The sequence below is a fragment of the Vibrio sp. 970 genome (assembly GCF_033339075.1).
Map to the genome: position 1 here is coordinate 75038 of NZ_JAWOTW010000006.1, position 23835 is coordinate 98872.

Genomic DNA, 23835 nt, shown 5'->3' on the forward strand with positions numbered 1-23835 from the left:
ATTTAAGTTAGATACTCAAGCTTGAATAAGCAGGAGTATGGGAGTTCCCGAAAGGGAAATTTGTTAGCCGTCTATAATATCAGCCAATTGCGTTTGTCAAAAGCTTTCAATAGCGGTAACCGTTATTAAGTTGCTTGTTGCTGTGAACTTTACGTTCAAGTCGAACAAATTTACCGCATATTCTTTGTCGTCCGGCTTGTTTTTCTTATATGCAGGGCGAGGATCTTGTGCCAGAACTTGTTCAATGACTGATCTTACATAGTCAGTATCGGATCGATTTTCTATCGTTGCTAATGCTTGAGCAGAAAAGGTGACTTGTGACTTTTCTGGCTCTTGGTCTGCGTATCCGCCTTGTGCTTCCGAAATAGAATCCGAATAGGGAATATAAGGCTTAATATCCACAATCGGTGTCCCATCCACGAGATCTACACTGCCTAAATCAAGATAGATTTGATCGCCTTGCTTAGTGACTCCTTTCACTTCAACGGCTGACATTCCGATTCCGTTTGGACGGAAAGTCGAGCGCGAGGCAAAGACACCAATTCGTTCATTGCCGCCTAATCGTGGCGGACGTACAGTTGGTTTCCAACCAGCTTCCAGATTCTGATCAAATAGAAACAACAACCAAACGTGAGAGAACTGTTCTAGCCCACGCACTGCTTCAGGGCTATTTGCTGCACCTAACAGTTTTACGCGTGCTTTAGCCTCTGGTACTAAGCGTGGTTGGCGCGGAACTGCAAACTTTTCTTTGTACGGTGTCTCAATGACGCCGATGGGTTCGATGGAATACATGGTGGACATCTTTAAGAATTCATTGAGATGAAAAGTATCACAAATTTCTCTTGCTTTTCTTGTTGATAATGATTATTAATTAAAATGTTATAACATAACAATTTAATTAAAAGGAAAAGTATTATGAAACCAGGAATCCACCCTGAATATCGTCCTGTGGTGTTCCACGACACCAGTGTAGATAAGTACTTTGTCGTTGGTTCTACGTTGAAAACGGAGAGAACCATCGAATGGAAAGATGGCAAAACTTACCCTTACTTTACGTTAGATGTGTCGTCAGCTTCTCACCCGTACTACACCGGTAAACAGCGCGTTGTACAAACCGAAGGTCGCATTGCGAACTTCAACCGTCGTTTTGGTCAATTTAAGAGCGAAAAGGAATAAATCATGAAGGTAGTAAAATCATTAAAAAGTGCAAAAAGTCGTCATCCGGATTGTCAGATTGTAAAACGGAGAGGGCGTCTTTATGTCATTTGTAAAACGAACCCGAGATTCAAAGCTGTGCAAAAGTAATCAGCCTGCATATATCTAACTTATGGTTTTGTTTAATTGATAATGTTGAGTTAATTATCTTACATGGATGAAATATCTACATTTTTATTCAATGTTGGTTATAAATGCCTCTATTCGTCACAGTTTGTAACATTTAGGGCTTTTATTTGACCTTCTACTCAAGTACCCTTCGCACGCTTTTTGACATTTTTGTCACATTTGCATAGGAATAAAAACAAGGAGGGAACAGATGAGTTCATCTGATTCAATTAAACAAAACTCGCCTAAGAAGCCGCTGTTTACGCGCTTTTTGGATACTGTCGAATATTTGGGGAACTTATTACCCCACCCGATCACACTATTTGCCATTTTCTGTTTAGCCATTCTGGTGATGTCGGGTATTGCAGGATACTTCGAAGTTTCCGTAGTTGATCCTCGTCCTGAGGGTGCAAAAGGTCGTGCCGCGGATGGCATGATTCATGTCGTTAGCTTGCTTAACGCTGATGGCCTTGAACTAATCGTTACCAATCTAGTGAAAAACTTTGTCGGCTTTGCACCTTTGGGTACGGTATTGGTTGCGATGTTGGGTGTTGCTATTGCTGAATACTCAGGCTTGCTATCTGCAGCAATGCGTGGCTTAGTCATGGGTGCATCTCAACGCATGGTAACAGTGACGGTCGTTTTCGCGGGTATCATTTCAAATACGGCATCAGAGCTTGGCTATGTGGTACTTATTCCACTGGCTGCAATGCTGTTCCATTCTTTAGGTCGTCATCCACTTGCCGGTCTTGCTGCGGCGTTCGCTGGTGTATCTGGTGGTTACTCAGCAAACCTACTTATTGGTACGGTTGACCCGCTGTTGTCAGGCATTACTGAAACGGCGGCGCAAATGATTGACCCAACTTACACTGTTGGTCCAGAAGTTAACTGGTACTTCATGTTTGTGTCGACATTCTTCATTGCAATCACAGGTGCGTTTGTTACTGAAAAAATTGTTGAGCCAAAGCTTGGCAAATACAGTGAAGAAGAAGCCTCAGAAGATTTGTCGAACGACAAAATGGGTGGCTTAACAGACATTGAGAAGAAAGGCCTAAAACTAGCAGGTGTTGCTGTACTGGTTGTTTCAGCGCTGCTTGCTTGGACGGTTGTTCCAGAAGACGGCATTCTACGTTCTGATGCAGGTACAATTGCAGGTTCACCATTCCTGAAAAGTATCGTGGCATTCATCTTTGTGTTCTTTGCTATTCCAGGCTTTGTGTTTGGTAAAGTTGTTGGCACGATGAAGACGGATCGCGATGTAATTGATGCAATGGCGAAATCTATGTCTTCTATGGGCATGTACATTGTATTAGTTTTCTTTGCGGCTCAGTTCGTTGCTTTCTTTAAATGGACTAACTTCGGTCAGGTATTCGCGGTTGCTGGCGCTAGCTTCCTGCAAGAAATTGGCTTAACTGGCCCAATGTTGTTCTTTGCCTTCATCCTGATGTGTGGATTTATCAACCTAATGATTGGTTCGGCATCGGCACAGTGGGCAGTAACGGCTCCGATTTTTGTTCCTATGTTGATGCTTGTTGGTTATGCACCGGAAACGATTCAGGCTGCTTACCGAATTGGTGACTCGACGACAAACATCATTACTCCAATGATGAGCTACTTTGGTTTGATTCTTGCCGTAGCGACTCGTTACATGAAGAACTTAGGTATCGGTACGCTGATCGCGACCATGCTACCTTACTCAATCTGCTTCATTGTAGGTTGGAGTGTGCTGTTCTACCTATGGGTATTCGTATTTGGTTTACCAGTAGGCCCTGGCGCAGCAACATACTACACACCGTAGAAAACGGTTACCTCACACAGCTCCATTATAAAAAGCCTGCGAACGTCGCAGGCTTTTTTATCGATTGAGACTGTGTACGCAGGCTTACCTGATTATAGATGTCGGATTATAGCTGAAAACGTATCAACAAAGGGCGATAAAAGTGCTGAGTGAGCCAGCACAAGCTTTTCCAAATTATGCGTTTGTACCAGGGTAAGTGCGCAATATACACATAGCTAAATTCAATTTCTGGCTGGGCTTTTCTGTTGCGTTTAAAAGCCGGAGCACCTGAGCTCATATTAAAGCGACGCTGGAATATCATTGCGTGGCGGATGGTATAGGCCGATATTCGACGATACAATGCGAGGCGTTGTGGCTTATTGGTATCGTAGCCAAAAATTGGGCAAGTCATATCATTATCAATTTCTACAATGCCTAACGTAGCCAGCATCTCTTCTTGATAAAACAGTCCCACTAACTTTACTAATTTGTTCTGGCTCGCCTGTTTTAAATATTGGGTTGAAAACTGGATGTTATTGATGCTGTATTTATCAAGGTAAAGCATGTCATATAACTCTTTGGCACGCTGAAACTCTTCATCAGTGGTAAGTGGTCTAAACTGCCAATCTTTATCATTAAGCAGTTTGAAGTCTTTCGTTAAATCTCGGTTGAAGCTGAACGCTTGCCAATCATCAAGTAAATACACTTGTCGTGTTACCAAGCTTTGCCATTGCTGCTGCTCTAATCGCTGAATAAAGCGTGATTGTTGACGTTGGTTAATGGAGCGAAGTACCAAGGGAAAGGTGGGATATTTATCGAGTGCGACGCGACGCAGTTCATCGAGATTTAAGGCTGCCCATTGTTCGCTATACATATTGGTGGACAAGCACTGATTGTTGAGCGTTTGGACTTGATCCAATCCAGCCAATGATAAGATTGGTTTAGTCATATTAATAAGTAACTTACATACCCATCGAACAGCCATATTTTTGACTTTGTGAAGCTCTTCTGCGGCGTAGCCACTAAGCAGTGTCATAGGGGAGACTGAATAACAGTTGTTTGGTATTTTTGGTGTTACGGAGTAAGGAATGGCAACATCATCGATATAGTAGCAACCAAAGCTTGCTGTGCATTCATCAATAGGATTTGACTGCATAAGAGTGATAAAGGTTTGATGCCATTCTTGAGAGGAAAGTGTCATGAGTTCAATGCCTCTCCATTCCACTCAATATCAACGGTAGAAGCGTCGCTCCACTTCGTCTTGTTCTGCCTAGCTAACCGGAGTAATTCAAACATACTCCGGATTTGGCTCCCGACCGGTAAGTTATGCTGTTGCATCACATTCACTCCAGACCACCAATCTTGCCAAGTTCGAGCCTTAAATAGGGATAACCCGCCTTCAGCGATGAGTGTTATTGGACCTAAATGATGCAATCGCTGCTCGGAAGGACTGGTAAACTCCATATTAGGAAGCAGTTGGTTGCATCGAGACGAGAGTAGGTGCAAACCACTGGTGGCTCTTGGGTTACATTCAATCACGTAGAGTTCATCTTGTGATTTGATGAAGTCAAACGACACTTGCCCATGATAAGTATGACGTTTACCAAAAGCTGCGATAAATCTATCTAGTCGTTCGCACGAGATCGGCTGAAAAGCACTGGCGGCCGAGCCGTTTACACAGTATTTCGGCACATAAGCTTGGTGTGCTTTAAGGTCACCATGTTCAAAAATGGCATAGTTACACACCGGAGTCCCATGGATTTTTTGTTGCTGAACCCAAGGGAAAAGGGGCGATATCGTGGCGGCAGAAATAGACTGAGTCGTCACATCTCTTATGACTTGCCCGCCAAACCGAGAGTAAACGGGCTTTAGAACGGTTCTCTTATTAATTTCAATCTCACTTTTATCAGCGACCAAACGAGTTTTTGGAAGTGTGATTTCTGGCAAACTTTGAAGCTGTTCAAAGACGGTCAACTTGTTGTGCAGGGCATTGAGTAGTCCCACATTGGGCAGAAAAAAATCTACTTCTGGGCATTGTTTGGCAACATGAGCCAAGTAATACACTTCTTCACAAGTGGGTATCACTATATCAATACGCATCTGAGTAATGATTTTTAGGATCTGCTGTTGATAGGTGGGAAACGCAAATCGAGGTGAAGCGGTGGGGATATAAGACTCGATGCCTCGCAAAAACGATCCTAGAGGTTTTTTTAGCGAATCGGTGAGAATTACTTCATGTCCATGATGCATACACATGGTTGCCCACTCTAGTGCAACTGGTGATCGGGCTCCGGTGATTAAGACCCGCATATGTTCACCACACGTCGTTGTTTATTCATTGGCGTCCAAATAGGCGCAGGGCGGTAACTAAATCTGACAGGATCAAGCCGCAATTGGTCAAACAACTTTATCAAGGCTTGATGTATAACCCGATGGTGGTGAACATCCGCTTCAATTTGAATGGCTTGTGACCCTGTTTGGGTGATTCGGTAATCCACGCGACTTTGGGCGGATAGTGTTATAGCGCGGTAGATGAGATCTGGTAACACCGTCACTGGGACGTGGTTTGCGTTTAGCGTGAGGCGATCACCACATCGTCCGGCAATTGCGCCAAGAGGTTCAAATACGCCATTATCCTGTTTATTCTCAATAATATCGTCGAGCTGATAACGAATAATTGGCTGAGTTTTACGACGAAAATCCGTAATGATTGGGCTGTAATGAGTACGTTCGGTATTCAGCCAATGTTTTTCGATGTAAATAACATCTTGATTCCAGCGCATTTGTCCATGCTGATCCGTACATGCAAGAAAACCTTCAGTACATTGATAGACTTCATGGAGTTCGCTGTCGAACCGTTGAGAAATAAAGTGACGGTCACTCTCGGTTAGGACTTCTGCACCAGAAATGATCCGCTGTGGTTGAATTGCGGGTTGACCAAATTGACCGCTGAACTGGGCGCAGAGCTGAAGAGCTTGCGCACTACCAACCAAAAGCGTGGGTTGGAACTTATCTAGCTCTTTTATCCATTCTTGGTAAGGTTTGGTTAAATCGGCATAAAAAAATGTTACAGGCCCTTTCGCGACGGATTTATACAGTGGGCTGTTGGCGCGCAAGGCTAGCGCAATTCGGTGCTTTTGCCATAGGTTGGGCAACAGGCGAGCCAATATATTGCCAGCCCACAGTTGCGTTTCCTGTTTGTCAGCAAGAAATAACCCGCGCATGCCTGATGTGCCCGAAGAAAGCCCAACAGTAACATCGCCAACTTTCGAAGCGGCGAAGTTGCGTGACTGTTCTGCTTCGAGTGCTTGTTGCATTAGCTGTTCAGCATCTAGGCCTTTCGTATTCAACTCCGAGAGGCTCTCCATCATGGTTTGCTTATTCATGATAGGGAAATCACTAAGTGCTGCACCTTGAAGTGAGCGGTAATACGGTGAATGACAGCATACCCAATCTAGGTGTTGCGTTAAATGTCGTTGCTGCCATGTTTCGACTTGTTCCCTTGAGCCGAAGGGGCGGTAGCGGGTTCGCCAGAATTCTGAGATAAGCGTTCTCACTTCATCCATCCTTCTTTGATTAGCTGCTGGATAGTTTCCTGACAATGTGAAGGCACGAAGCGAACAAAGTGGTGGGTTTGTTGGTAGCAACTTCTCAATTCGGAGAGGGTGTTTTTATAGGCATTTGTGTCATCGCAAAGCATGTTCGCCAGCCAATGCTGATCAATATTTTCACTCAAGCTCTCGATTAACCAGCATGCATCGGCGAGTAAGAATAGCCAACCTTGGTCTCTTTTAACCAGCAAGCCCACTTGGCCAGCTGCATGGCCTGGCAAGCTAACCATATAAATGAATCCGTCGTCGAACATGTCTTTACAGAGCAAATTAACACCTTGGCACTGAGGAAGAATTTGGCTGATTGGTACGGAAAAATTACTATGAATGAATAAGTTAGGTTCAAGCTGTGGAGGAAGTAGAGCTTTTAGGTATCCTTTTCTTACGCCTCCAATTCGACCACTTTTAGTAATTGCATCTACCCCTTTTTGTTGGCAATGCAATTGAGAGTGGGAAAACTCAGACACGGCAGCAATGTGATCAGCATGGAAGTGGGAGAGCACTAAGTGTTCAATATCATGAGGTTTGAGACTTTCTTTTGCTAACTGCGCAACAATTCCGTGTTCTTTTTTATAGCGACAAGGTGTTGTCCAAGCATAAAAACGTTCAGGGAAGGGACGAGTCGCGCTAAAAAAATGCTCGTGATATCCCGTGTCGAACAGGATGTTGCCTTGCGTTGGGTGCTGAATTAACGCAACGGCTGCCGGAAATGCTCTAGGCTTGATACCAGAGCCTGGTTTGACAACAAAGCCTGGGTGTACGCAGTGTCCAGCCTCAAAGATTTTTATTTTTAGACCAGTTTGCATACTGCTGTATTCCTTCTTGAATTGAAAAAAGCGGTTGGTAATTCAGTGTTTGTTTAGCCTTGCTGATATCCAGAGTTTGATGATAGTTAAACAATCCTGCGCTGTATGAGGTGAGCCTTGGTTCTGGCTGATGTGGTAAGTGCCTTCGTATTTGCTCACTGAGCTTTAATAATGGTGATACCACACCGTATGGTAATGATTGTAACGTTACTTTTAGGTTTAACCCCTCACATAAAGCTTGCAGAACAGTCTCAATTGGCATTGGTTCGTTGTTGGAAATGTTGAACACATCACCATGCTGAAGTTGGTCTGCCTGAGTGCAAGCGAGCATCGCTGCATGGGCAACGTTGTCGACATAGGTCAGATCAACCACAGGATTTCTACCTGATGGCAGAAGCAGAGTGTTGTTTTTTATCGCCTTAAGCACTCTTGGGATAATCGCGCGATCATTGGGTCCAAAAATGCCACGCGGTCTTAAAATGATCGCTTTGCTTTGGCCTTTTACGGCTTCAATTTCCGATAGGTATTTTGTGTGTGCATAATCATTACACCAGTATGAAGCTATGGCGTCGGTTTCTCGAATATTCCAACGGTCTTGATGGTCAAAGTAGACGCTGGTGGAGGAAATATGGATAAAACGCGAGATTTGATGGGTATTAGCCGCATTGACGAGGTTTTTGGTGGCATCTACATTGGCTTGATAAAACGCCTGCCACTTTCCCCATGGGCTTGAGAGAGCGGCACAATGGATGATTGCATCCATACCTTGGCATACCGCATGAACTGCTGAGTGGTCTCTTAAATCGACTATATGGGGGATAACATCGAATTGCTCGGCGAGTTGTTTAGCGATGACTGTATTTCGTGCTGTAAAGTGCAGTTCATGCTGCTGGTGAAACATTCTCAGAATTGCACTACCCAACATCCCGCTGCCACCAGTGACCAATATCTTCATAGTTTTAGCACTCCCATCCCTAGTGACAACCCTGCGGCGGTGCCAGCTAATAACACATGTTTTCCTGCGGCTTCCGGCTGATTACGCAGCCAGTGTAAGTTAATTGGGAGTGAGGCGGCGACTTGGTTTCCCAAAGTCGAAAAGTGATTAACGGTTTTCTCTGTTGGTAGCCCGGTGAGTGAAGGCAGTTTTTTTAATCCATGCGCGCTGGCTTGATGAGGAAGAAAATAATCAATATCGCTGAATGTTACCGGAGAGGCGTCAAACCCTTTTTTTAGAAACGCTGGTAAGGCTTTACGCACATGTTTAAAGAGTGCTTTGCCCTCCATCTCAAACTGGCAACTTTTTAAATAGGCTTGATGCTCGGAGGTATGCGGATTGATATGACTACCTCCGCCCTTAATTTGACAAAATGAATACCCGGTATGATGCGTTTCAAAGTGACTGGTGAGCAATCCATCATCATTGCGTTCTTCGAGCAAAAATGCGGCGGCACCGTCTGCGAATAGCGTTGCAACTTCTGGTTTGAGCGTAAAATTTCGATTCAGTGTGATGCCAGTGGCGAGTTCGCTGGTGACAATAAGAATCCGACGGTATCGTTTTGCTAAGAATAGACTCTGAGCAAGATCAAGCGCAGAGAGAAAGGATAAACAGGTGCTGTTCAAATCAAAGCTTTCTAGCCATGTTGGAGCGTCTAACGCGGCGAGAACCGCTGAGGCGTCGTAGGGTAGAGACTGGTGGTGTGTGCCGCTAGCGTAGATAAGAAGATCAACGGAGCTTAAGGTATGTGTGTTTCCTAAACACTGCTCTATTGCCTGCACTGCCATGTAAATAGCGGTCTCTTTTGTATTGGCTACATGACGATATTCAACGTCGAATTTATTTCGGCAGGTCCCTGGCGCTAATTTTAGGAAGCGATCCATCTCTCGAGCAGACCATTGATTCGTTGGCAGGTAGCTTCCACTGGAAACGATGTTAAAGCCCATTATTCTCTATACACTTATTAAAAACGTCGTTCAAAATAAACCACGTTGCATATTGAAGCTATGGCGAGCAAGATGAAAAATAAACAGAACAAAACAAATGGGAGTAAGAGCACGCTTTGGGTGCAATGCTGAGAATGAATTTTCAGGAATGAGCCAGGCTTTTATTTGCTGGCTCAATTTGAATAGAGTGAGGGTTACTTCTTAAATTTCGCCAAAATACGATCCAAATGGTTTGCAAATTCGCGTCGATCGGTTTGAGAAAGCGCGGCGGGCCCACCTGTCTGAATTCCGCTTGAACGCATGGTTTCCATAAAGTCGCGGATATTTAGGCGAGCTTTGATGGTGTCTTTTGTATAGAGCTCGCCACGAGAACTGAGGGCTTGAGCGCCTTTAGAGATAACCTCATCTGCAAGCGGAATATCTGACGTGATCACCAAATCGTTGGCTTCCACACGCTTGACGATTTCGTTGTCTGCGATGTCAAATCCCGCAGGGACTTGCAGCGAGTGGATGTTGTCTCTTTTCGGCACAGGGACAACGTGGTTAGCGACAAACGTACATTCAATCCCCGTACGCTCGGCGGCACGCACAATGGTTTCGCGAATAACTTTCGGACACGCGTCTGCATCTACCCATAACTTCATGATGATTTCTCACTGAGTTTCGCTTCTAACTCTTCAATACGAATGGCTAGCATTTTTACGGTGCGCTCTAGGGCTTCAAGACGATCATTATCGGTGTGGTGTTGTGCTGCGATTTCAACCTTGGGTACGCGTTGAGCACTCTTCCAACTTTTTATTGCGGTGATTAATGCTGGCATTGGAACTGGCGTTTTCAAGCGTGCTTTCACTAACGCTACGGTTGGCTCTTTTCCTTGTTGTTGCAACTGTTCCATTGCCGCTTCTAATTCTTTAGTAACGTCTTGAGTTAACATTTTTAATCCTTAACAACGATATATCTATCATCATACGTTGAGTGCGCTAATTTGGCGAATGGCATTTTGGAGAGTGTAGTGTGAGAGATCTCTTACATAGGTTGTGAGAGAAAACGATTTCGTAAGCGGAAAAAGAGAAGCTGAAGAGCTTAAGTTTCTGATAAATAATGATTTAACAACTTATTAACCAATGTGAGAGCCAAATATTTATCTTAGATAGATTGTCTATTTTTGGAAAAGGCGTAAATTGAGAGTTGTCAGCAGGAAGCAGACATGGAACAGGAAAGCACCAAGGATTTGGTTATCGTCAGGAAGACGATTTGGTTGGTCAGGATGATTAATCAAGCATGGAGCGTAGGACATTGTAAGGATACGATCATCAATAGGATGTTGATGACTAAGGATAGACAATGGACCCCTCTAGGATTGAGGTTATGGACAGCATCAGGAAGATGCAAGGGACACCGCTCAAGGAACAAGTGACGTGTGCTAACGAGGAATGTTAGCAGTCAGGATGATAAGGACACCGCTAGGACGGCGACGTAAGGAATAAGCTGACGGAATCAGCCACTATTATGGATGATGCATGGAGCACTTTTAGTAGCCGGACTGCTGCGAGTAAGACCATGACCCCGATACTTATGTGTCGGGGTCTTTCTTATATAAAAACGATATCCAGTGTTCTCATTGAATTAAGCATCTCGATGTTACTTGGGGATATCAATATCACAAAATATATAAATTCCTAATAACACTTAATAAAAAACAACTCAGATCAATATCCTTTCCAACCAGTTGGTTTAACTTTCGGCTTCTCTACAAGGTGTTATGCCCGCAATCATTGAGCATGTTCAGCTCATCGAGTTTGTGATCTGCGGATAGATTAAGTTTGTTGTAATCAAGGAACAGATGTGGCCATAGTAACCAGAAGAATGCTTCTTCTACCCTACAATGAGTCGTTGCAACTAGAATTCGTCATGCTGAATTGCTGTGCGAAAAACCGTGCTGAATTGAATGGTCCGTATACAGTTGCGTCTGCCAAACAGATGTTTGAGAAAATACTGGATGATGAGAACATTTATAGTATGGCAGTGCTAGAGAGCACCAGTCGTGACTATATGGGGCACGTGTTCATTGCTAATCTCGATTCCGAACCTGAATTAGGGTTTATTTTTGATAAATCATATTGGGGTAAAGGGTTAGCAACAGAAGCACTAAAAGCATTTTTCCCCAAAGCGTGCCGTGAATTGGGCTTGAATAAGGTGAAAGCTAACGTGAATAGCAATCATCAAGCTTCTATGGCAGTACTGAAAAAGCTGGGATTTGTTGAAACAAAAGAAAGTAAGGATATATATGGTCCTTACTTTGAAATGGAATTTACAAGCGATGCGGTGGTAGGTGAAAGTTCTGCGGCCTGAAACCGACCATGGTTAACTCTCCTTGGTAGCAATCGTCACCAAGAGATGAAAACTCAAATTGATACACCGTATGCCAACGCCAGACTCCGTCTGGCGTTTTTAGTTTATGGGCACCAAAGGCGATGCTGATTAATTGGAGATCCAATTGCTCACATTTACGCGTGATGGCCGCTTTTGCGAGTTCGGCTTGGCGACGCTGTTGCCAAAACAGGTAACAGAAAAAGCAGAGCCCTAAAATTGCTAAAAGATCACCAATCATTCCTGAACCTTTCTTAGCTTTTTGTTGTTTGTTGTAATCTTACTAGCGCATTTGCTAGTTCCTCTGATGGATTTGAATGCAGTAAAGGCAATAACACCATCCTTAACTCTGGCAGCATCACTAAATCGGCAAATAACTGATTAAATAGGGCTTGATTACCGGTTTGAGCTAAACGCAGCAAAAACTGTTCTGCTACCTTTTCATTGGCGAGTAAGTGCCAAGCGCGACCCGCCACACCAATCAATACCTCCTGATGGCTTAAACGAGGGCTATGCAATATCGCATCTAATACTGGAGAGGCGACTTCTGTTGGTGCACCAGCAAGGGCTCGGATAAGTGCTGAAAGTAGGAAGAGATCAGGTTCGCTACTTGCGATTTCTTGCTGTGCCTTTTCCGCGATACGTTCTGCTAAACGCTCTTGAAGCTCTACGTGCTCAAGCGCACCTAATAGGGCATAAAGTGGCTCATTTGGTAGGTGGTTCAACGCTTTGCGTATCATTACCCCGTTTTGCTCTTTGTCCAGGCGAGCGGCTATGTCTGTGATACCTTGCAGACCTACAGTTTGCCAATTATCCCAGCCTAAACCTCCAGAGAAGTAATGCTGGGTATGCTCGTAATATTGGCTGGTAGGAAGATCGAGGTTCGCGCGGACCTGGCTATGAAACACGGCCATTTTATCTTCGGAAGGTTTGAAAGTGTATGGGTTGTTAGACAGCTTTTGTTGTTGCTCTTCAGTGATATCATCATTGAGGCGTGTTCCCATAGCCTCCACGACGTATTTAATGAAATTGCCGATATCCGCTTGCTTTAACAAACCGCGCTCGTCCAATTCAAACTTTAGAAACCAAATCCAAGGTTGCTTTTGTTCATTCCAATAAGCGATGGCAAGGTGTGCTTTACGCTGCATTGGAAATGGGTAAGGTGCTTGACCTTTTTCTACATCGGTAAACTCTTTCTTAGCGATGGTTTTGATACGGCGACCAAGATCGAAGATTTGATAATCACAGTGGCTGTTGTTCAACAGTTGAGTGAGGGTTTGAATGTTTTCCATTAAATACGACGTCCTAACGTTCTTTTCACAAGAAATGGTATCATTCTCGGCTAATTCAAGGTTCGAGATAGAATTAATGGTAACAAATACTCAATTGGTCGACTTACTTCACCAACTTGAAGCGCAGCTTAGAGAGCATAACTTATGGCAATATACTATGCCTTCAGAGCAAGCCTTACAAAGTGCGGAGCCATTTGCGATTGATACGTTGCATCCTCATGAGTGGTTGCAGTGGATTTTTATAGCCAGAATGCACGCACTAGTGGAAAACAATCAACCACTGCCAAGAGGGTTTTCTCTCGAGCCCTATTTTTCTGAAGCGTGGAAGCAGGAACCGCAGTTCGCAGAGCTGCTTATTACAATCCGAACCATTGACGAACTGTGTAAGTAAACTAATGCTAGAACAAAAAATAGCGCGATCTTCAGAACCAGTTGAGCTGGAGATCGTTTATCAGGATGAATATTTTGTAGCGGTCAACAAGCCTGCAGGCATGTTAGTGCATCGCAGTTGGTTAGATAAACACGAAACTCAGTTTGTCATGCAAACTTTGCGCGACCAAATTGGTCAGCATGTGTTCCCATTACATCGTCTGGATCGTCCAACATCTGGTGTGCTCGTGTTTGCGTTGTCGAGTGAAGTCGCATCACAAGTCATGCCGATGTTTGCTGAACATAAAATGGAAAAGACATACCACGCAATAGTACGCGGTTGGATTGAGGAAGAGGGCGTATTGGATTACGCGCTCAAAGTCGAGTTAGACAAGATTGCTGATAAGTTCGCTTCACAAGAAAAAGAAGCGCAAGAAGCGGTGACGGAATATAAGCCGCTGGCTAAAGTGGAGGTTCCCTATTCGACGGGTAAATTTCCTACAACGCGTTATTGCTTAGTTGAGATGAAACCTAAAACGGGGCGTAAGCACCAACTTCGTCGTCATATGGCACATCTACGCCATCCGATCGTGGGTGATACAACGCACGGGGATGGAAAGCACAACAAGCTGTATCGCACAGAGTTTGATTCTCATCGTTTGCTACTGCATGCTTCAGAGTTACGGTTTGTCCATCCATTTACCGATCAAGAGATTGTCATGACGGCCAATCTTGATGAAACTTGGCAGCAATTGTTTACTCGATTTGAGTGGGATGAACCGATAATCGGCGCAGTTAGATCTAGATAATGATTGAGTACAAATAAAAAGGGTTAGCATCAATGCTAACCCTTTTTAATATTTAAGACTTAACGTTTTACTTTAGTTTTTCAAGATCCGCTTCGATCTCTGCGATCTTGCTCGAAACGACTTTTTCTAAATGACGAAGGTCTGAAAGAATTTTCTCTTTTACATCAACCTCAGGTTGTTTCGTTGGCTTAGTGATTTTATTCAGTTCATCAATGACTAATGTGAGGTTACGGTTGATTTCCGTTACTTCTTTATATTTGTGACTGCCACTGTCCACAAGAACATTTTTGATTTGGCGCGGGTATTTGAATTTAACGCTTTTAGCGAACAGTTCGCCTTTTTGCTTGTGGAAATAGATCTTGAGTACGTCTTTGTGTGCTTCTTGGCGTAGGGAATAACGTTCAATCTGCTTAGGGTCGTGAATACCCAAACCAGTGAGGTGGGGATACATAGGCTACCTCTATTACATCGAATTGATATTGATATAACTGTAGCAGCCTATGTATGAGCTAGATAGCTGATATTTAGCCAAAATGCTTAACTTGTGGGCAAGATCGCTCTCGCCCTGAACCGAAAAGATTGGCAGGTTTGATCTAAGCTGCGACCTCATCAGATAACTTTTCGATCAATCTCTCTCTTAGCTCATCCTGTTGTTCTTCACTTAATCTTCCCCCTGCATCACTGGTTAAAATAAACAAGTCTTCTGCTCGCTCACCAATGGTGGTGATTTTTGCACCATGAAGGTTGATATTTAAATCAGCAAACGTACGGCCTACTTTGGCCAACAGCCCTGGTGTGTCTAGCGCGACAAACTCCATTAAAGTGTGTTTTTTACCTTTGGTTGGTAAGAAGTCGACTTTGGTTTTCACGTTAAAGTGCTGAAGTTTGTTCGGAGTACGGCGCGTTTTAATCTTGGTTGGTCGGCCTGCCTCCAGTACATGAGTGAGGTGTTTAATCACCGCGGCGTGACGAGACTCATCGATCGCTTCGCCATGTTGATCGAGTACCATAAAGGTATCAATCACGTGCCCATCTTTGCTGGTCATGATTTGCGCGTCGTGTACATTAAAATTACGCCTATCTAACTCCGCCACGACTGTCGCAAATAAAGCAGGCTGGTCTTTCGTATATACAAACACCTCAGTGCCGCCACGAGTGGCTTTTTTACTGATCAACACCAAAGGCTTAGTCGGATCTTCCATGCGAAGTAAGTGTTCGCAGTGCCACGCGATTTGCGTATGGGTATGACGAAGGAAGTAGTCAGCTTTGAAGCGTTGCCACAATACTTCAATTTCGCGCGCGGCAAACCCCTCTTTGCGCAGCATTGCGGAGGCCATTTGTTGATTGTGGCGAATTCGCTCACGCACATCGACAGGGTTCTCTAGGCCTCTACGTAAAGCACGTTGTGTGGAGTAATACAGCTCCGCAAGTAAAGTTCGTTTCCAAGCATTCCAAAGTTCTGGGTTGGTTGCACAAATATCTGCAACTGTCAGGCATACAAGATAATCGAGAGATTCTTCGTCTCTGACTTTTTTGGCAAACTCGGTAATGACATCAGGATCATAAATATCTCGGCGCTGTGCGGTGACAGACATTAATAGATGATGTCTTACCAACCAAGCGACAAGTTTCGCTTCGGGCTTCGATAAACCATGCTCAATGCAGAAGTCGTACGCTTCTCCTTCACCGATAATCGAGTGATCGCCGCCACGACCTTTCCCGATATCGTGGAAAATAGCGGCAATAATCAGCAGCTCTTTCTTTTGCATCCGAGGGTAGACGTCACAGCAAATAGGGTGCTTCGCATGATTTTCTGGGTCACTAAAAGTGTTGATGTGTTTAAGTAAGCGAATACTGTGTTCATCAACGGTGTAGGCATGGAATAAGTCAAACTGCATTTGACCAACAATCTGACTCCATTGCGGTAAATAGGCCGCCATAACCCCTAATCGGTGCATGAGGCTGAATGCTTTGTGAAGAGCATTAGGGTGACGACATAACGCCATGAACTTTTCACGCGCAGCAGGAATGGTGTGCAAAAACTTGTTGAGCCGACGCCGAGCGGTGCGCAGTTGACGCAGCGTTGGTGGGCTCACCCCTTCAATAGTTGAGTCGTTAGCAATATGTAAGAACATATCCAGAATAGTTTCTGGGCGAGCTTGGAACAATGCGGGTTTCCGCGCTTCAATTAAAGAACCGCGACGTTGAAAGTCCGTATCGAGAATCTCGGCACTTTCTGTCGCCCCACCATTAATGATCGCTTGGTCAAAGAGTTTGAGTAGCATTTTATTGAGCTCTGCCACACGACGAAGCGTGCGGTAGAACTCTTTCATCATCATTTCTACGCCTCGGTTGCCTTCTCCGACGTAGCCTAGATTTTCCGCAACTTGTGCTTGATGAGCAAAGGTCAAGCGGTTGTCATAGCGGCGAAGCTCCATGTGCAGAGCGAAACGTACTCGCCAAAGGAAGTCCTGACATTCAACCAATTCTCGGTATTCTGCGTCAGTTAAAAATCCGTATCGGCTCATTTCCAACAATGAAGTAGCACCAAAGTGACGTCGAGCGACCCAGCTTAATGTATGAATATCGCGCAGCCCGCCAGGGGTTGATTTAATGTCCGGTTCTAAGTTGTAGGTCGTGTCGTGGTAACGTGCATGGCGTTCGCGCTGCTCTTGAATTTTAGCGCGGTAAAACGTCTCACTTGGCCAGAAGGAGTCTGATAACACGACTTTCTTCAGTGCCTGAAAGGTGTCCTCGCTTCCACACAGCAGTCGCGCTTCTTGCAGGTTTGTCGCGACCGTTAGATCGGCTTTACCAATTTCAGCACATTCAGTAACGGTGCGAACAGCGTGTCCGACCTCGAGTTTTAAATCCCACAACAGCGTAATGAATTCGCTGATTTTTGCTTCTAACGCGGTTGGCAGTTTATTGTTCGACAGAATCAAAATATCGATATCGGAGAGCGGATGCAGCTCGCCTCGTCCGTAGCCACCAACGGCAACTAGGGAAATGTTGTAAATATCCTTGAAACCAAAATGTTGCCACAAACGATTGAGAAGCAGATCCATATATTCAGCTCTGGCTAAAACCAAGCTTGTTACCGGATGATGATTGAGAAACTCTTGGTTTTGATTAGAGCTAAACTTCTCTAATTCTTGTTTGAGTTCACCGATATTGATTTGTTCATCGGAAAAGGTAAGAGGGGACTGAAGTGTCATATTTGCCATCCGTGCAAGCTAATCTAATAACAATCTAACAAATTTGCGGCAGATAAAAAATATCCCCGCCGAAGCAGGGATATAGTAAACAACGAGTGGTTGTCAGCTTTACGCGTTTTTCATTAGGCGAGGAATCGTATCGTCGCTACGAAGCGTCAGTACTTCACAACCTTCTTTTGTTACTACAATGGTATGTTCCCATTGCGCAGAGTTCTTGCCGTCGCCCGTGTAAACAGTCCAGTCATCTTGTGCATCAACAGAGCAACCAAATTTACCTGCGTTAATCATCGGCTCAATAGTAAAGCACATGCCTTCTTTTAATACGCGGCGGTCTTTGTTCTTGTAATGAACCACTTGTGGTTCTTCATGGAACTCATCGCCGATACCGTGACCACAGAAGTCTTTCACAATAGAAAACTTGTTGCGAGGATTGTTCTTGTTGTTCTCTTTGATGTACTTCTCGATAGCTGTACCGATGTCGCCAACTGTTGAACCTGGCTTAACGGTACGCATACCAACGTACAGTGCTTCTTGAGCTACCATGCACAGACGTTTGTTTGCAGGCGAAACATCACCGACTAGGAACATCTTAGAAGTGTCACCATGGTAACCCTGAGGACGCACGCTCAGATCGGCATTCTCATCATTTGGAACGATTACGGTAATATCAACGTTTAAGATGTCACCATCTTTTAGTACCGCCGGCTTCATTTGGCCGTTGCTACCGATTTCGTCTTTTTCCGCTGGAATACCGTGGCATACGATATGGTTGATTGAAGTACAGATCGACTTAGGGAAACCATGGTAATCAAGCGGAGCAGAGTATGCGCCTTTTTCTAGAGCGTACTCATGACAGATTTTGTTTAACTCTTCTGTCGTCACACCAACTTTGATGTGTGGTTCGATCATTTCTAGAATCTCTGCGGCTAGCTTGCCCGCAATGCGCATGCGTTCTATTTCTTCAGCAGTTTTAATCTTGATTGACATTGGCTTTCTCTACTTATTCCTAAGCACGTAAACGTGCGAATGGCCGCATTCTATCAGACATCGGGGCGTTAACCCAAGTTAGATAGGAATATGCATCATTCTTAATTCGATCATATGTTTAAAGTTTTGCTTATAAATAGGAGAAAGTGGCTCGGTGAAGAAATAATTTTTACTAGCCACAGTGAGCTAAAATATGGTATAAAGCGCGCCGGAATAGAGGACTGTTCTCTTCGTTTAGCAAAGTTAAGCGGCGAAGCAAGCTTCATCCGAATAACCTTTTATCTTTAAATCACACACATTCCGTCACATATTCCGGGGTGCTGAGCAGAAGCTTGGTCGGAGTTATGGGGAATGTGGAGGCCTAACCCCATAGAGGATTTTAAAATGGCAACTGTATCAATGCGCGATATGCTAAAAGCTGGTGTTCACTTCGGTCACCAGACTCGTTACTGGAACCCAAAAATGAAGCCATTCATCTTTGGCGCTCGTAACAAAGTTCATATCATCAACCTAGAAAAAACTGTACCAATGTTCAACGACGCTCTAGCTGAACTAGCTAAAGTTGGCGAGAAGAAAGGTAAGGTTCTATTCGTAGGTACTAAGCGCGCTGCATCTGAAGCTGTTAAAGAAGCTGCAATCGCAAGCAACCAGTTTTACGTAAACAACCGCTGGTTAGGCGGTATGCTTACAAACTACAAAACAGTTCGTCAGTCTATCAAGCGTCTAAAAGAACTAGAGACTCAATCTCAAGACGGTACTTTTGACAAACTAACTAAGAAAGAAGCTCTAATGCGTACTCGCGAAATGGAGAAGCTAGAGAAATCTCTTGGTGGTATCAAAGACATGGGCGGCCTACCAGACGCTCTATTCGTAATCGACGCTGATCACGAACACATTGCAATTAAAGAAGCTAACAACCTAGGCATTCCAGTATACGCTGTGGTAGATACTAACTCTAACCCAGACGGCGTTGACTACGTAATCCCAGGTAACGACGACGCGATCCGCGCTGTACAGCTATACCTGAACGCTGCTGCTTCAGCAGTATCTGAAGGTCGTAACAAAGACGTAGCTGCAGTTGCTGAAAAAGACGGTTTCGTAGAAGCTGAATAATAGCGGCTCTGTGTCACACTTGGTCTATGTGAAACCTTTGTGTAGCATAAACTAAGTTATAGTTAGCAATGGGGGCCGACAATGTTAGGCCCCTGTTTTTTACCTTATTTCGAATCAAACGAGGAAGACAGAATGGCAACTGTAACTGCTGCTCTAGTTAAAGAACTTCGCGAGCGTACTGGCGCTGGCATGATGGAATGTAAGAAAGCGCTTGTAGAAGCAAACGCTGACATCGAACTAGCAATTGAAAACATGCGTAAATCTGGCGCAGCGAAAGCAGCTAAGAAAGCTGGTAACGTTGCAGCTGAAGGCGCAATCATCATCAAAGAAGAAAACGGCGTTGCTGTTCTTCTTGAAGTTAACTGCCAAACTGACTTCGTTGCTAAAGACGGTAACTTCACTGCATTCGCAGAAGAAGTTGCAGCTGCAGCTCTAGCTTCAAAAGCTTCTGTTGAAGAACTACAAGCACAATTCGAAGACGCACGTGTAGCTCTAGTAGCTAAAATCGGTGAAAACATCACTATCCGTCGCGTAGAATACGTTCAAGGCACTGCAATCGCTTCTTACCGTCACGGTGAGAAAATCGGTGTTGTTGTTGCTGGTGAAGGCGACGCAGAAACTCTTAAGCACGTTGCAATGCACGTTGCTGCTTCTAAGCCAGAGTTCGTTAACCCAGAAGACGTACCAGCTGACGTAGTAGAAAAAGAGAAAGCGGTTCAAGTTGAAATCGCAATGAACGAAGGCAAGCCTGCTGAAATCGCTGAGAAGATGGTTGTTGGCCGCATGAAGAAATTCACTGGCGAGATCTCTCTAACAGGTCAAGCTTTCATCATGGAGCCTAAGAAAACTGTAGGCGAAATGCTGAAAGAAAAAGGCGCTTCAGTTTCTACGTTCGTTCGCCTAGAAGTAGGTGAAGGTATCGAGAAGAAAGAAGAAATGAGCTTCGCTGAAGAAGTTGCAGCAGCTCAAAAAGGTTAATCCTTAGAGACTGTATAAAGATTAGACCGTAGCCAAGGCTGCGGTCTTTTTATGAGCAGTGAACGATTAGCCGTGATGAATAGCCATAACTGAAGTTGTGTCTATTCATGACTGTTAATCAACAACTCTCTTTGGAAGGTAAACTCCATGACTACGAACCCTAAACCAGCGTATCAACGTATTCTATTAAAACTGAGTGGTGAAGCTCTTCAAGGTGAAGACGGTTTTGGTATTGATCCTGCGGTCCTTGATCGTATGGCACAAGAAGTTAAAGAACTGGTTGAACTGGGTGTTCAGGTTGGTGTAGTTATCGGTGGCGGTAACTTGTTCCGTGGTGCAGGCCTAGCTGAAGCTGGTATGAACCGCGTAGTTGGTGACCACATGGGTATGCTTGCTACAGTAATGAATGGCCTAGCGATGCGTGATGCTCTTCACCGTGCATACGTAAATGCGCGCGTTATGTCTGCAATCCCTCTAAAAGGCGTATGTGACGACTATAATTGGGCTGATGCGATCCGTGAGCTTCGCCAAGGCCGAGTTGTCATCTTCTCTGCTGGTACTGGTAACCCGTTCTTTACAACGGATTCTGCTGCTTGTTTACGTGGTATCGAAATTGAAGCGGATGTTGTACTAAAAGCGACGAAAGTTGATGGTGTATTTACTGCTGACCCTGTAGCAAACCCAGACGCAGAGCTGTATGATAAGCTATCTTATGCAGAAGTTCTGGATAAAGAGCTGAAAGTTATGGACTTGGCTGCGTTTACGCTAGCTCGTGACCACAAAATGCCAATCCGCGTATTTAATATGAACAAGCCAGGCGCACTACGTCGCGTGGTTATGGGCGAAGCAGAAGGCACGCTCATCAACGAATAAGCTTGGCTTAAGGTGCCACTCCAAAGCGTTAGGGTGGTGCTTGCTTTGCTCAACCGTTTTAGGCTTTCTTCAGGAAAGATGACATTTTTAAGGTGAAACTGTGATTAACGAAATCAAAAAAGACGCGCAAGAGCGCATGGATAAAAGCGTTGAAGCGCTTAAGAACAACCTTTCTAAAATTCGTACAGGTCGTGCACACCCAAGCCTACTATCTGGTATTTCTGTAGAATACTACGGTGCAGCAACACCTCTAAACCAAGTAGCAAACGTTATTGCTGAAGATGCGCGTACACTTGCAATCACGGTTTTTGATAAAGAGCTGACGCCGAAAGTAGAAAAAGCGATCATGACGTCTGACCTTGGTCTAAACCCTATGTCAGCTGGCACTATCATCCGCGTTCCACTTCCACCGCTAACGGAAGAACGTCGTAAAGACCTAGTTAAGATCGTCCGTGGTGAAGCTGAAGGTGGTCGTGTTGCTGTTCGTAACATCCGTCGTGACGCAAACAACGATCTTAAAGCGCTTCTAAAAGATAAAGAAATCTCTGAAGATGAAGACCGTAAAGCACAAGACGAAATTCAAAAGCTAACTGACGTTGCAGTTAAGAAGATCGATGAAGTTCTTGCTGCAAAAGAAAAAGAGTTGATGGAAGTTTAATACTCCCACACACATCACTGTTGGAAAACGCTGTGCTCACAGCTCAGCGTTTTTTTATGTTAGTCTATCCAACTGATGGAACTCAATTAACTCCCTATGCAAAATTCTCAAGCCTTCTCTGATTCCCTTCCTAAGCATATTGCCATCATTATGGACGGTAATGGCCGTTGGGCTAAGTCCAAAGGAAAACCTCGCGTATTTGGTCATAAAAAAGGCGTTAGTGCCGTTCGTAAGACCGTGGCTGCTGCTTCAAAACTAGGCATTAGAGCCATGACGCTGTTTGCTTTTAGTAGTGAAAACTGGCGTCGTCCGGAGGAAGAAGTGGGTCTTTTGATGGAACTGTTTATCACGGTCCTGTCTAGTGAAGTAAAAAAACTACACAAAAATAACTTACGGTTGCGCGTGATCGGTGATACCAGTCGATTTAGTGAGCGTCTACAAAAGAAAATTGTAGAAGCAGAAAACCTAACGGCAGATAACACGGGTATGGTGATCAACATTGCAGCCAACTATGGCGGTAAATGGGACATCACAGAAGCTGCTAAAACGTTAGCGCTAAAAGCACGTAACGGTGAAATTCGTGTAGAGGATATCAATGAGCAGCTAATCACTGAGCATTTGACCATGGCAGACCTACCGGAAGTGGATCTTTTAATTCGCACCAGTGGAGAGTGCCGCATCAGCAACTTTATGTTGTGGCAAATGGCTTATGCAGAAATGTACTTTACACCAGAGTACTGGCCAGAATTCGATGAAGACAGTTTGGTAGAAGCTGTGACTTGGTTTATCAACCGAGAACGTCGTTTTGGCTGTACAGGTGAACAAATAAAGGCATTGATGGCAGCTCAATAAGGACTAGTTAGTTTGAAACAGAGAATAATAACAGCACTAATTTTAGCTCCCCTGGTTATTTTAGGCATTTTTAAATTACCGCTAATGGGCTTTATTGCCGCTTTAACTGCAATAACGCTATTAGGTTTTTGGGAGTGGACTCAGTTTACAGGAAGCAACTCTCGCATTGCTGCCCTTGTGCCGGCAATCATTATTACCGGACTTAGTTTTCTATACATCTCGCCTGATGCATATAGCCTCAATCACTTAACGACACCTCATTATGTCGTCTTGGGTATTGGTTTTGTTTGGTGGATTATTGCTAGCTTAATGGCGATTACTTACCCCAAAACGACGAAATCTTGGCAAAGTAATTTTGTTTTACGTCATGTATTTGGTTTTCTGACATTAATCCCATTCCTTTGGAGTGTGATTATTCTCAGAGCGTATGACATCACTGTAGATCCATACCACGGCGCAAAGCTTGTGTTGTACGTTTGTTTCTTGGTATGGGCTGCAGATAGCGGCGCCTACTTTGCAGGCAAAAGCTTAGGCAAACGTAAGATGGCTCCTCATGTAAGCCCCAATAAAACTATTGAAGGGCTAATTGGTGGCATTATCACGGCATTAATCGTAGCGTGGGCATTTGCTGATTGGTTCGACATCCAGTTCACTAGCCCTGTCCATATGGTGCTGATTACGCTGGTTACTGTCGTTATTTCAGTGCTTGGTGATCTGGTTGAAAGTATGTTCAAACGTGTCTCAGGCATTAAAGACAGCAGTAACATTATCCCAGGGCACGGTGGTGTGCTAGATCGTATCGACAGCCTAACCGCAGCATTCCCAGTTTTTGCTCTTCTTTACTACGTATTCTAATTT

The 23835-nt window shown here is 44.4% G+C and carries 26 protein-coding genes; 12 read left to right on the plus strand and 14 right to left on the minus strand.

All coding sequences use genetic code 11. The features are described from left to right. Nucleotides 1-96: 96 nt before the first annotated feature. Entirely contained in the window at nucleotides 97-792 is a 696-nt protein-coding gene (gene tsaA / locus R7Q11_RS10960) for a tRNA (N6-threonylcarbamoyladenosine(37)-N6)-methyltransferase TrmO (RefSeq protein ID WP_005380294.1), read from the minus strand. 123 nt (nucleotides 793-915) lie between these two features. Between tsaA and R7Q11_RS10965 the strand changes: the two genes are divergently transcribed. The 3 genes from R7Q11_RS10965 (at nucleotide 916) to R7Q11_RS10975 (ending at nucleotide 3121) form a co-directional block, all read left to right on the plus strand. Next, on the plus strand, nucleotides 916-1176 hold the full coding sequence (locus tag R7Q11_RS10965) for a type B 50S ribosomal protein L31 (protein ID WP_005380295.1): 261 nt from the start codon (nucleotides 916-918) through the stop codon (nucleotides 1174-1176). A gap of 3 nt (nucleotides 1177-1179) precedes the next feature. Then, on the plus strand, nucleotides 1180-1305 hold the full coding sequence (gene ykgO, locus R7Q11_RS10970; protein WP_005380299.1) for a type B 50S ribosomal protein L36: 126 nt from the start codon (nucleotides 1180-1182) through the stop codon (nucleotides 1303-1305). A 229-nt stretch (nucleotides 1306-1534) separates the two neighbouring features. Next, the gene (locus R7Q11_RS10975) at nucleotides 1535-3121 is read left to right on the plus strand and encodes an AbgT family transporter (RefSeq protein ID WP_005380301.1); all 1587 of its coding nucleotides are present in this window, start codon (nucleotides 1535-1537) and stop codon (nucleotides 3119-3121) included. A 106-nt stretch (nucleotides 3122-3227) separates the two neighbouring features. On the opposite strand, the gene R7Q11_RS10980 is transcribed toward R7Q11_RS10975, so the two are convergent. The 8 genes from R7Q11_RS10980 to R7Q11_RS11015 all read right to left on the minus strand — a co-directional run bounded on the left by R7Q11_RS10980 (nucleotide 3228) and on the right by R7Q11_RS11015 (nucleotide 10392). Beyond that, nucleotides 3228-4301, minus strand: a complete 1074-nt coding sequence (locus tag R7Q11_RS10980) for a hypothetical protein (RefSeq protein WP_213868620.1) — start codon at nucleotides 4299-4301, stop codon at nucleotides 3228-3230. Beyond that, nucleotides 4298-5410 carry an ATP-grasp domain-containing protein gene (locus R7Q11_RS10985; RefSeq protein WP_225466436.1) on the minus strand — a complete coding sequence of 371 codons (1113 nt, stop codon included), beginning with the start codon at nucleotides 5408-5410 and terminating at the stop codon, nucleotides 4298-4300. Before R7Q11_RS10985 ends, R7Q11_RS10980 begins: the two co-directional genes overlap by 4 nt. After that, complete coding sequence (locus R7Q11_RS10990) at nucleotides 5398-6666, minus strand: F390 synthetase-related protein (RefSeq protein WP_225466437.1); 1269 nt, start codon at nucleotides 6664-6666, stop codon at nucleotides 5398-5400. Before R7Q11_RS10990 ends, R7Q11_RS10985 begins: the two co-directional genes overlap by 13 nt. Further along, nucleotides 6654-7517 carry an MBL fold metallo-hydrolase gene (locus tag R7Q11_RS10995; RefSeq protein ID WP_225466438.1) on the minus strand — a complete coding sequence of 288 codons (864 nt, stop codon included), beginning with the start codon at nucleotides 7515-7517 and terminating at the stop codon, nucleotides 6654-6656. The genes R7Q11_RS10990 and R7Q11_RS10995 overlap by 13 nt, the downstream gene beginning before the upstream one ends. Next, nucleotides 7486-8472, minus strand: a complete 987-nt coding sequence (locus R7Q11_RS11000) for an NAD-dependent epimerase/dehydratase family protein (protein WP_065274761.1) — start codon at nucleotides 8470-8472, stop codon at nucleotides 7486-7488. Before R7Q11_RS11000 ends, R7Q11_RS10995 begins: the two co-directional genes overlap by 32 nt. Then, a complete protein-coding gene (locus R7Q11_RS11005) occupies nucleotides 8469-9458 on the minus strand; it encodes a ketoacyl-ACP synthase III (protein ID WP_225466439.1) in 990 nt (329 codons plus the stop codon). Before R7Q11_RS11005 ends, R7Q11_RS11000 begins: the two co-directional genes overlap by 4 nt. Nucleotides 9459-9652: 194 nt before the next feature. Then, nucleotides 9653-10102, minus strand: coding sequence for a YaiI/YqxD family protein (locus tag R7Q11_RS11010; RefSeq protein ID WP_005380310.1), 450 nt, complete (start codon nucleotides 10100-10102; stop codon nucleotides 9653-9655). Continuing rightward, entirely contained in the window at nucleotides 10099-10392 is a 294-nt protein-coding gene (locus R7Q11_RS11015; protein WP_005391777.1) for a hypothetical protein, read from the minus strand. The genes R7Q11_RS11010 and R7Q11_RS11015 overlap by 4 nt, the downstream gene beginning before the upstream one ends. 932 nt (nucleotides 10393-11324) lie before the next feature. Between R7Q11_RS11015 and R7Q11_RS11020 the strand changes: the two genes are divergently transcribed. Next, complete coding sequence (locus tag R7Q11_RS11020; protein WP_005380314.1) at nucleotides 11325-11810, plus strand: GNAT family N-acetyltransferase; 486 nt, start codon at nucleotides 11325-11327, stop codon at nucleotides 11808-11810. On the opposite strand, the gene R7Q11_RS11025 is transcribed toward R7Q11_RS11020, so the two are convergent. Both R7Q11_RS11025 and R7Q11_RS11030 read right to left on the minus strand, forming a co-directional pair. Beyond that, nucleotides 11770-12069, minus strand: coding sequence for a DUF3301 domain-containing protein (locus tag R7Q11_RS11025; RefSeq protein ID WP_005380315.1), 300 nt, complete (start codon nucleotides 12067-12069; stop codon nucleotides 11770-11772). The two genes, R7Q11_RS11020 and R7Q11_RS11025, sit on opposite strands and share 41 nt — an antisense overlap. A 13-nt stretch (nucleotides 12070-12082) precedes the next feature. Further along, nucleotides 12083-13120 carry a DUF3549 family protein gene (locus R7Q11_RS11030; RefSeq protein WP_225466440.1) on the minus strand — a complete coding sequence of 346 codons (1038 nt, stop codon included), beginning with the start codon at nucleotides 13118-13120 and terminating at the stop codon, nucleotides 12083-12085. A 76-nt stretch (nucleotides 13121-13196) separates the two neighbouring features. Here R7Q11_RS11030 and R7Q11_RS11035 point away from each other — a divergent pair, with 76 nt between their 5' ends. Both R7Q11_RS11035 and truC read left to right on the plus strand, forming a co-directional pair. Beyond that, entirely contained in the window at nucleotides 13197-13511 is a 315-nt protein-coding gene (locus R7Q11_RS11035) for a YqcC family protein (protein ID WP_054577586.1), read from the plus strand. A gap of 4 nt (nucleotides 13512-13515) precedes the next feature. After that, nucleotides 13516-14298 (plus strand): tRNA pseudouridine(65) synthase TruC, encoded by a 783-nt coding sequence (gene truC / locus R7Q11_RS11040; protein WP_005391793.1) that lies wholly within the window; start codon nucleotides 13516-13518, stop codon nucleotides 14296-14298. A 67-nt stretch (nucleotides 14299-14365) separates the two neighbouring features. Here the strand turns inward: truC and R7Q11_RS11045 are convergent, their stop codons facing one another. From R7Q11_RS11045 to map, 3 genes are all read right to left on the minus strand, one after another. Further along, complete coding sequence (locus tag R7Q11_RS11045; RefSeq protein ID WP_005380322.1) at nucleotides 14366-14749, minus strand: DUF3461 family protein; 384 nt, start codon at nucleotides 14747-14749, stop codon at nucleotides 14366-14368. Between the two features lie 142 nt (nucleotides 14750-14891). Next, nucleotides 14892-17516 (minus strand): bifunctional uridylyltransferase/uridylyl-removing protein GlnD, encoded by a 2625-nt coding sequence (gene glnD, locus R7Q11_RS11050; protein ID WP_017636037.1) that lies wholly within the window; start codon nucleotides 17514-17516, stop codon nucleotides 14892-14894. A gap of 108 nt (nucleotides 17517-17624) precedes the next feature. Further along, nucleotides 17625-18503, minus strand: a complete 879-nt coding sequence (gene map / locus R7Q11_RS11055) for a type I methionyl aminopeptidase (RefSeq protein WP_005380326.1) — start codon at nucleotides 18501-18503, stop codon at nucleotides 17625-17627. Nucleotides 18504-18887: 384 nt separating this feature from the next. Here map and rpsB point away from each other — a divergent pair, with 384 nt between their 5' ends. From rpsB to R7Q11_RS11085, 6 genes are all read left to right on the plus strand, one after another. Beyond that, complete coding sequence (gene rpsB, locus R7Q11_RS11060) at nucleotides 18888-19616, plus strand: 30S ribosomal protein S2 (protein ID WP_005380327.1); 729 nt, start codon at nucleotides 18888-18890, stop codon at nucleotides 19614-19616. 132 nt (nucleotides 19617-19748) lie between these two features. Next, nucleotides 19749-20594: a translation elongation factor Ts gene (gene tsf / locus R7Q11_RS11065; protein WP_005380328.1), complete on the plus strand. Its 846-nt coding sequence runs from the start codon at nucleotides 19749-19751 to the stop codon at nucleotides 20592-20594. A gap of 147 nt (nucleotides 20595-20741) precedes the next feature. Further along, nucleotides 20742-21467, plus strand: a complete 726-nt coding sequence (pyrH, locus tag R7Q11_RS11070) for a UMP kinase (RefSeq protein ID WP_005380329.1) — start codon at nucleotides 20742-20744, stop codon at nucleotides 21465-21467. Nucleotides 21468-21567: 100 nt separating this feature from the next. Continuing rightward, nucleotides 21568-22125, plus strand: a complete 558-nt coding sequence (frr, locus tag R7Q11_RS11075) for a ribosome recycling factor (protein ID WP_005380330.1) — start codon at nucleotides 21568-21570, stop codon at nucleotides 22123-22125. 96 nt (nucleotides 22126-22221) lie between these two features. Then, nucleotides 22222-22977 (plus strand): isoprenyl transferase, encoded by a 756-nt coding sequence (locus R7Q11_RS11080; protein ID WP_005380331.1) that lies wholly within the window; start codon nucleotides 22222-22224, stop codon nucleotides 22975-22977. A gap of 12 nt (nucleotides 22978-22989) precedes the next feature. Beyond that, nucleotides 22990-23832, plus strand: a complete 843-nt coding sequence (locus tag R7Q11_RS11085) for a phosphatidate cytidylyltransferase (protein WP_005385351.1) — start codon at nucleotides 22990-22992, stop codon at nucleotides 23830-23832. Nucleotides 23833-23835: the final 3 nt, after the last annotated feature.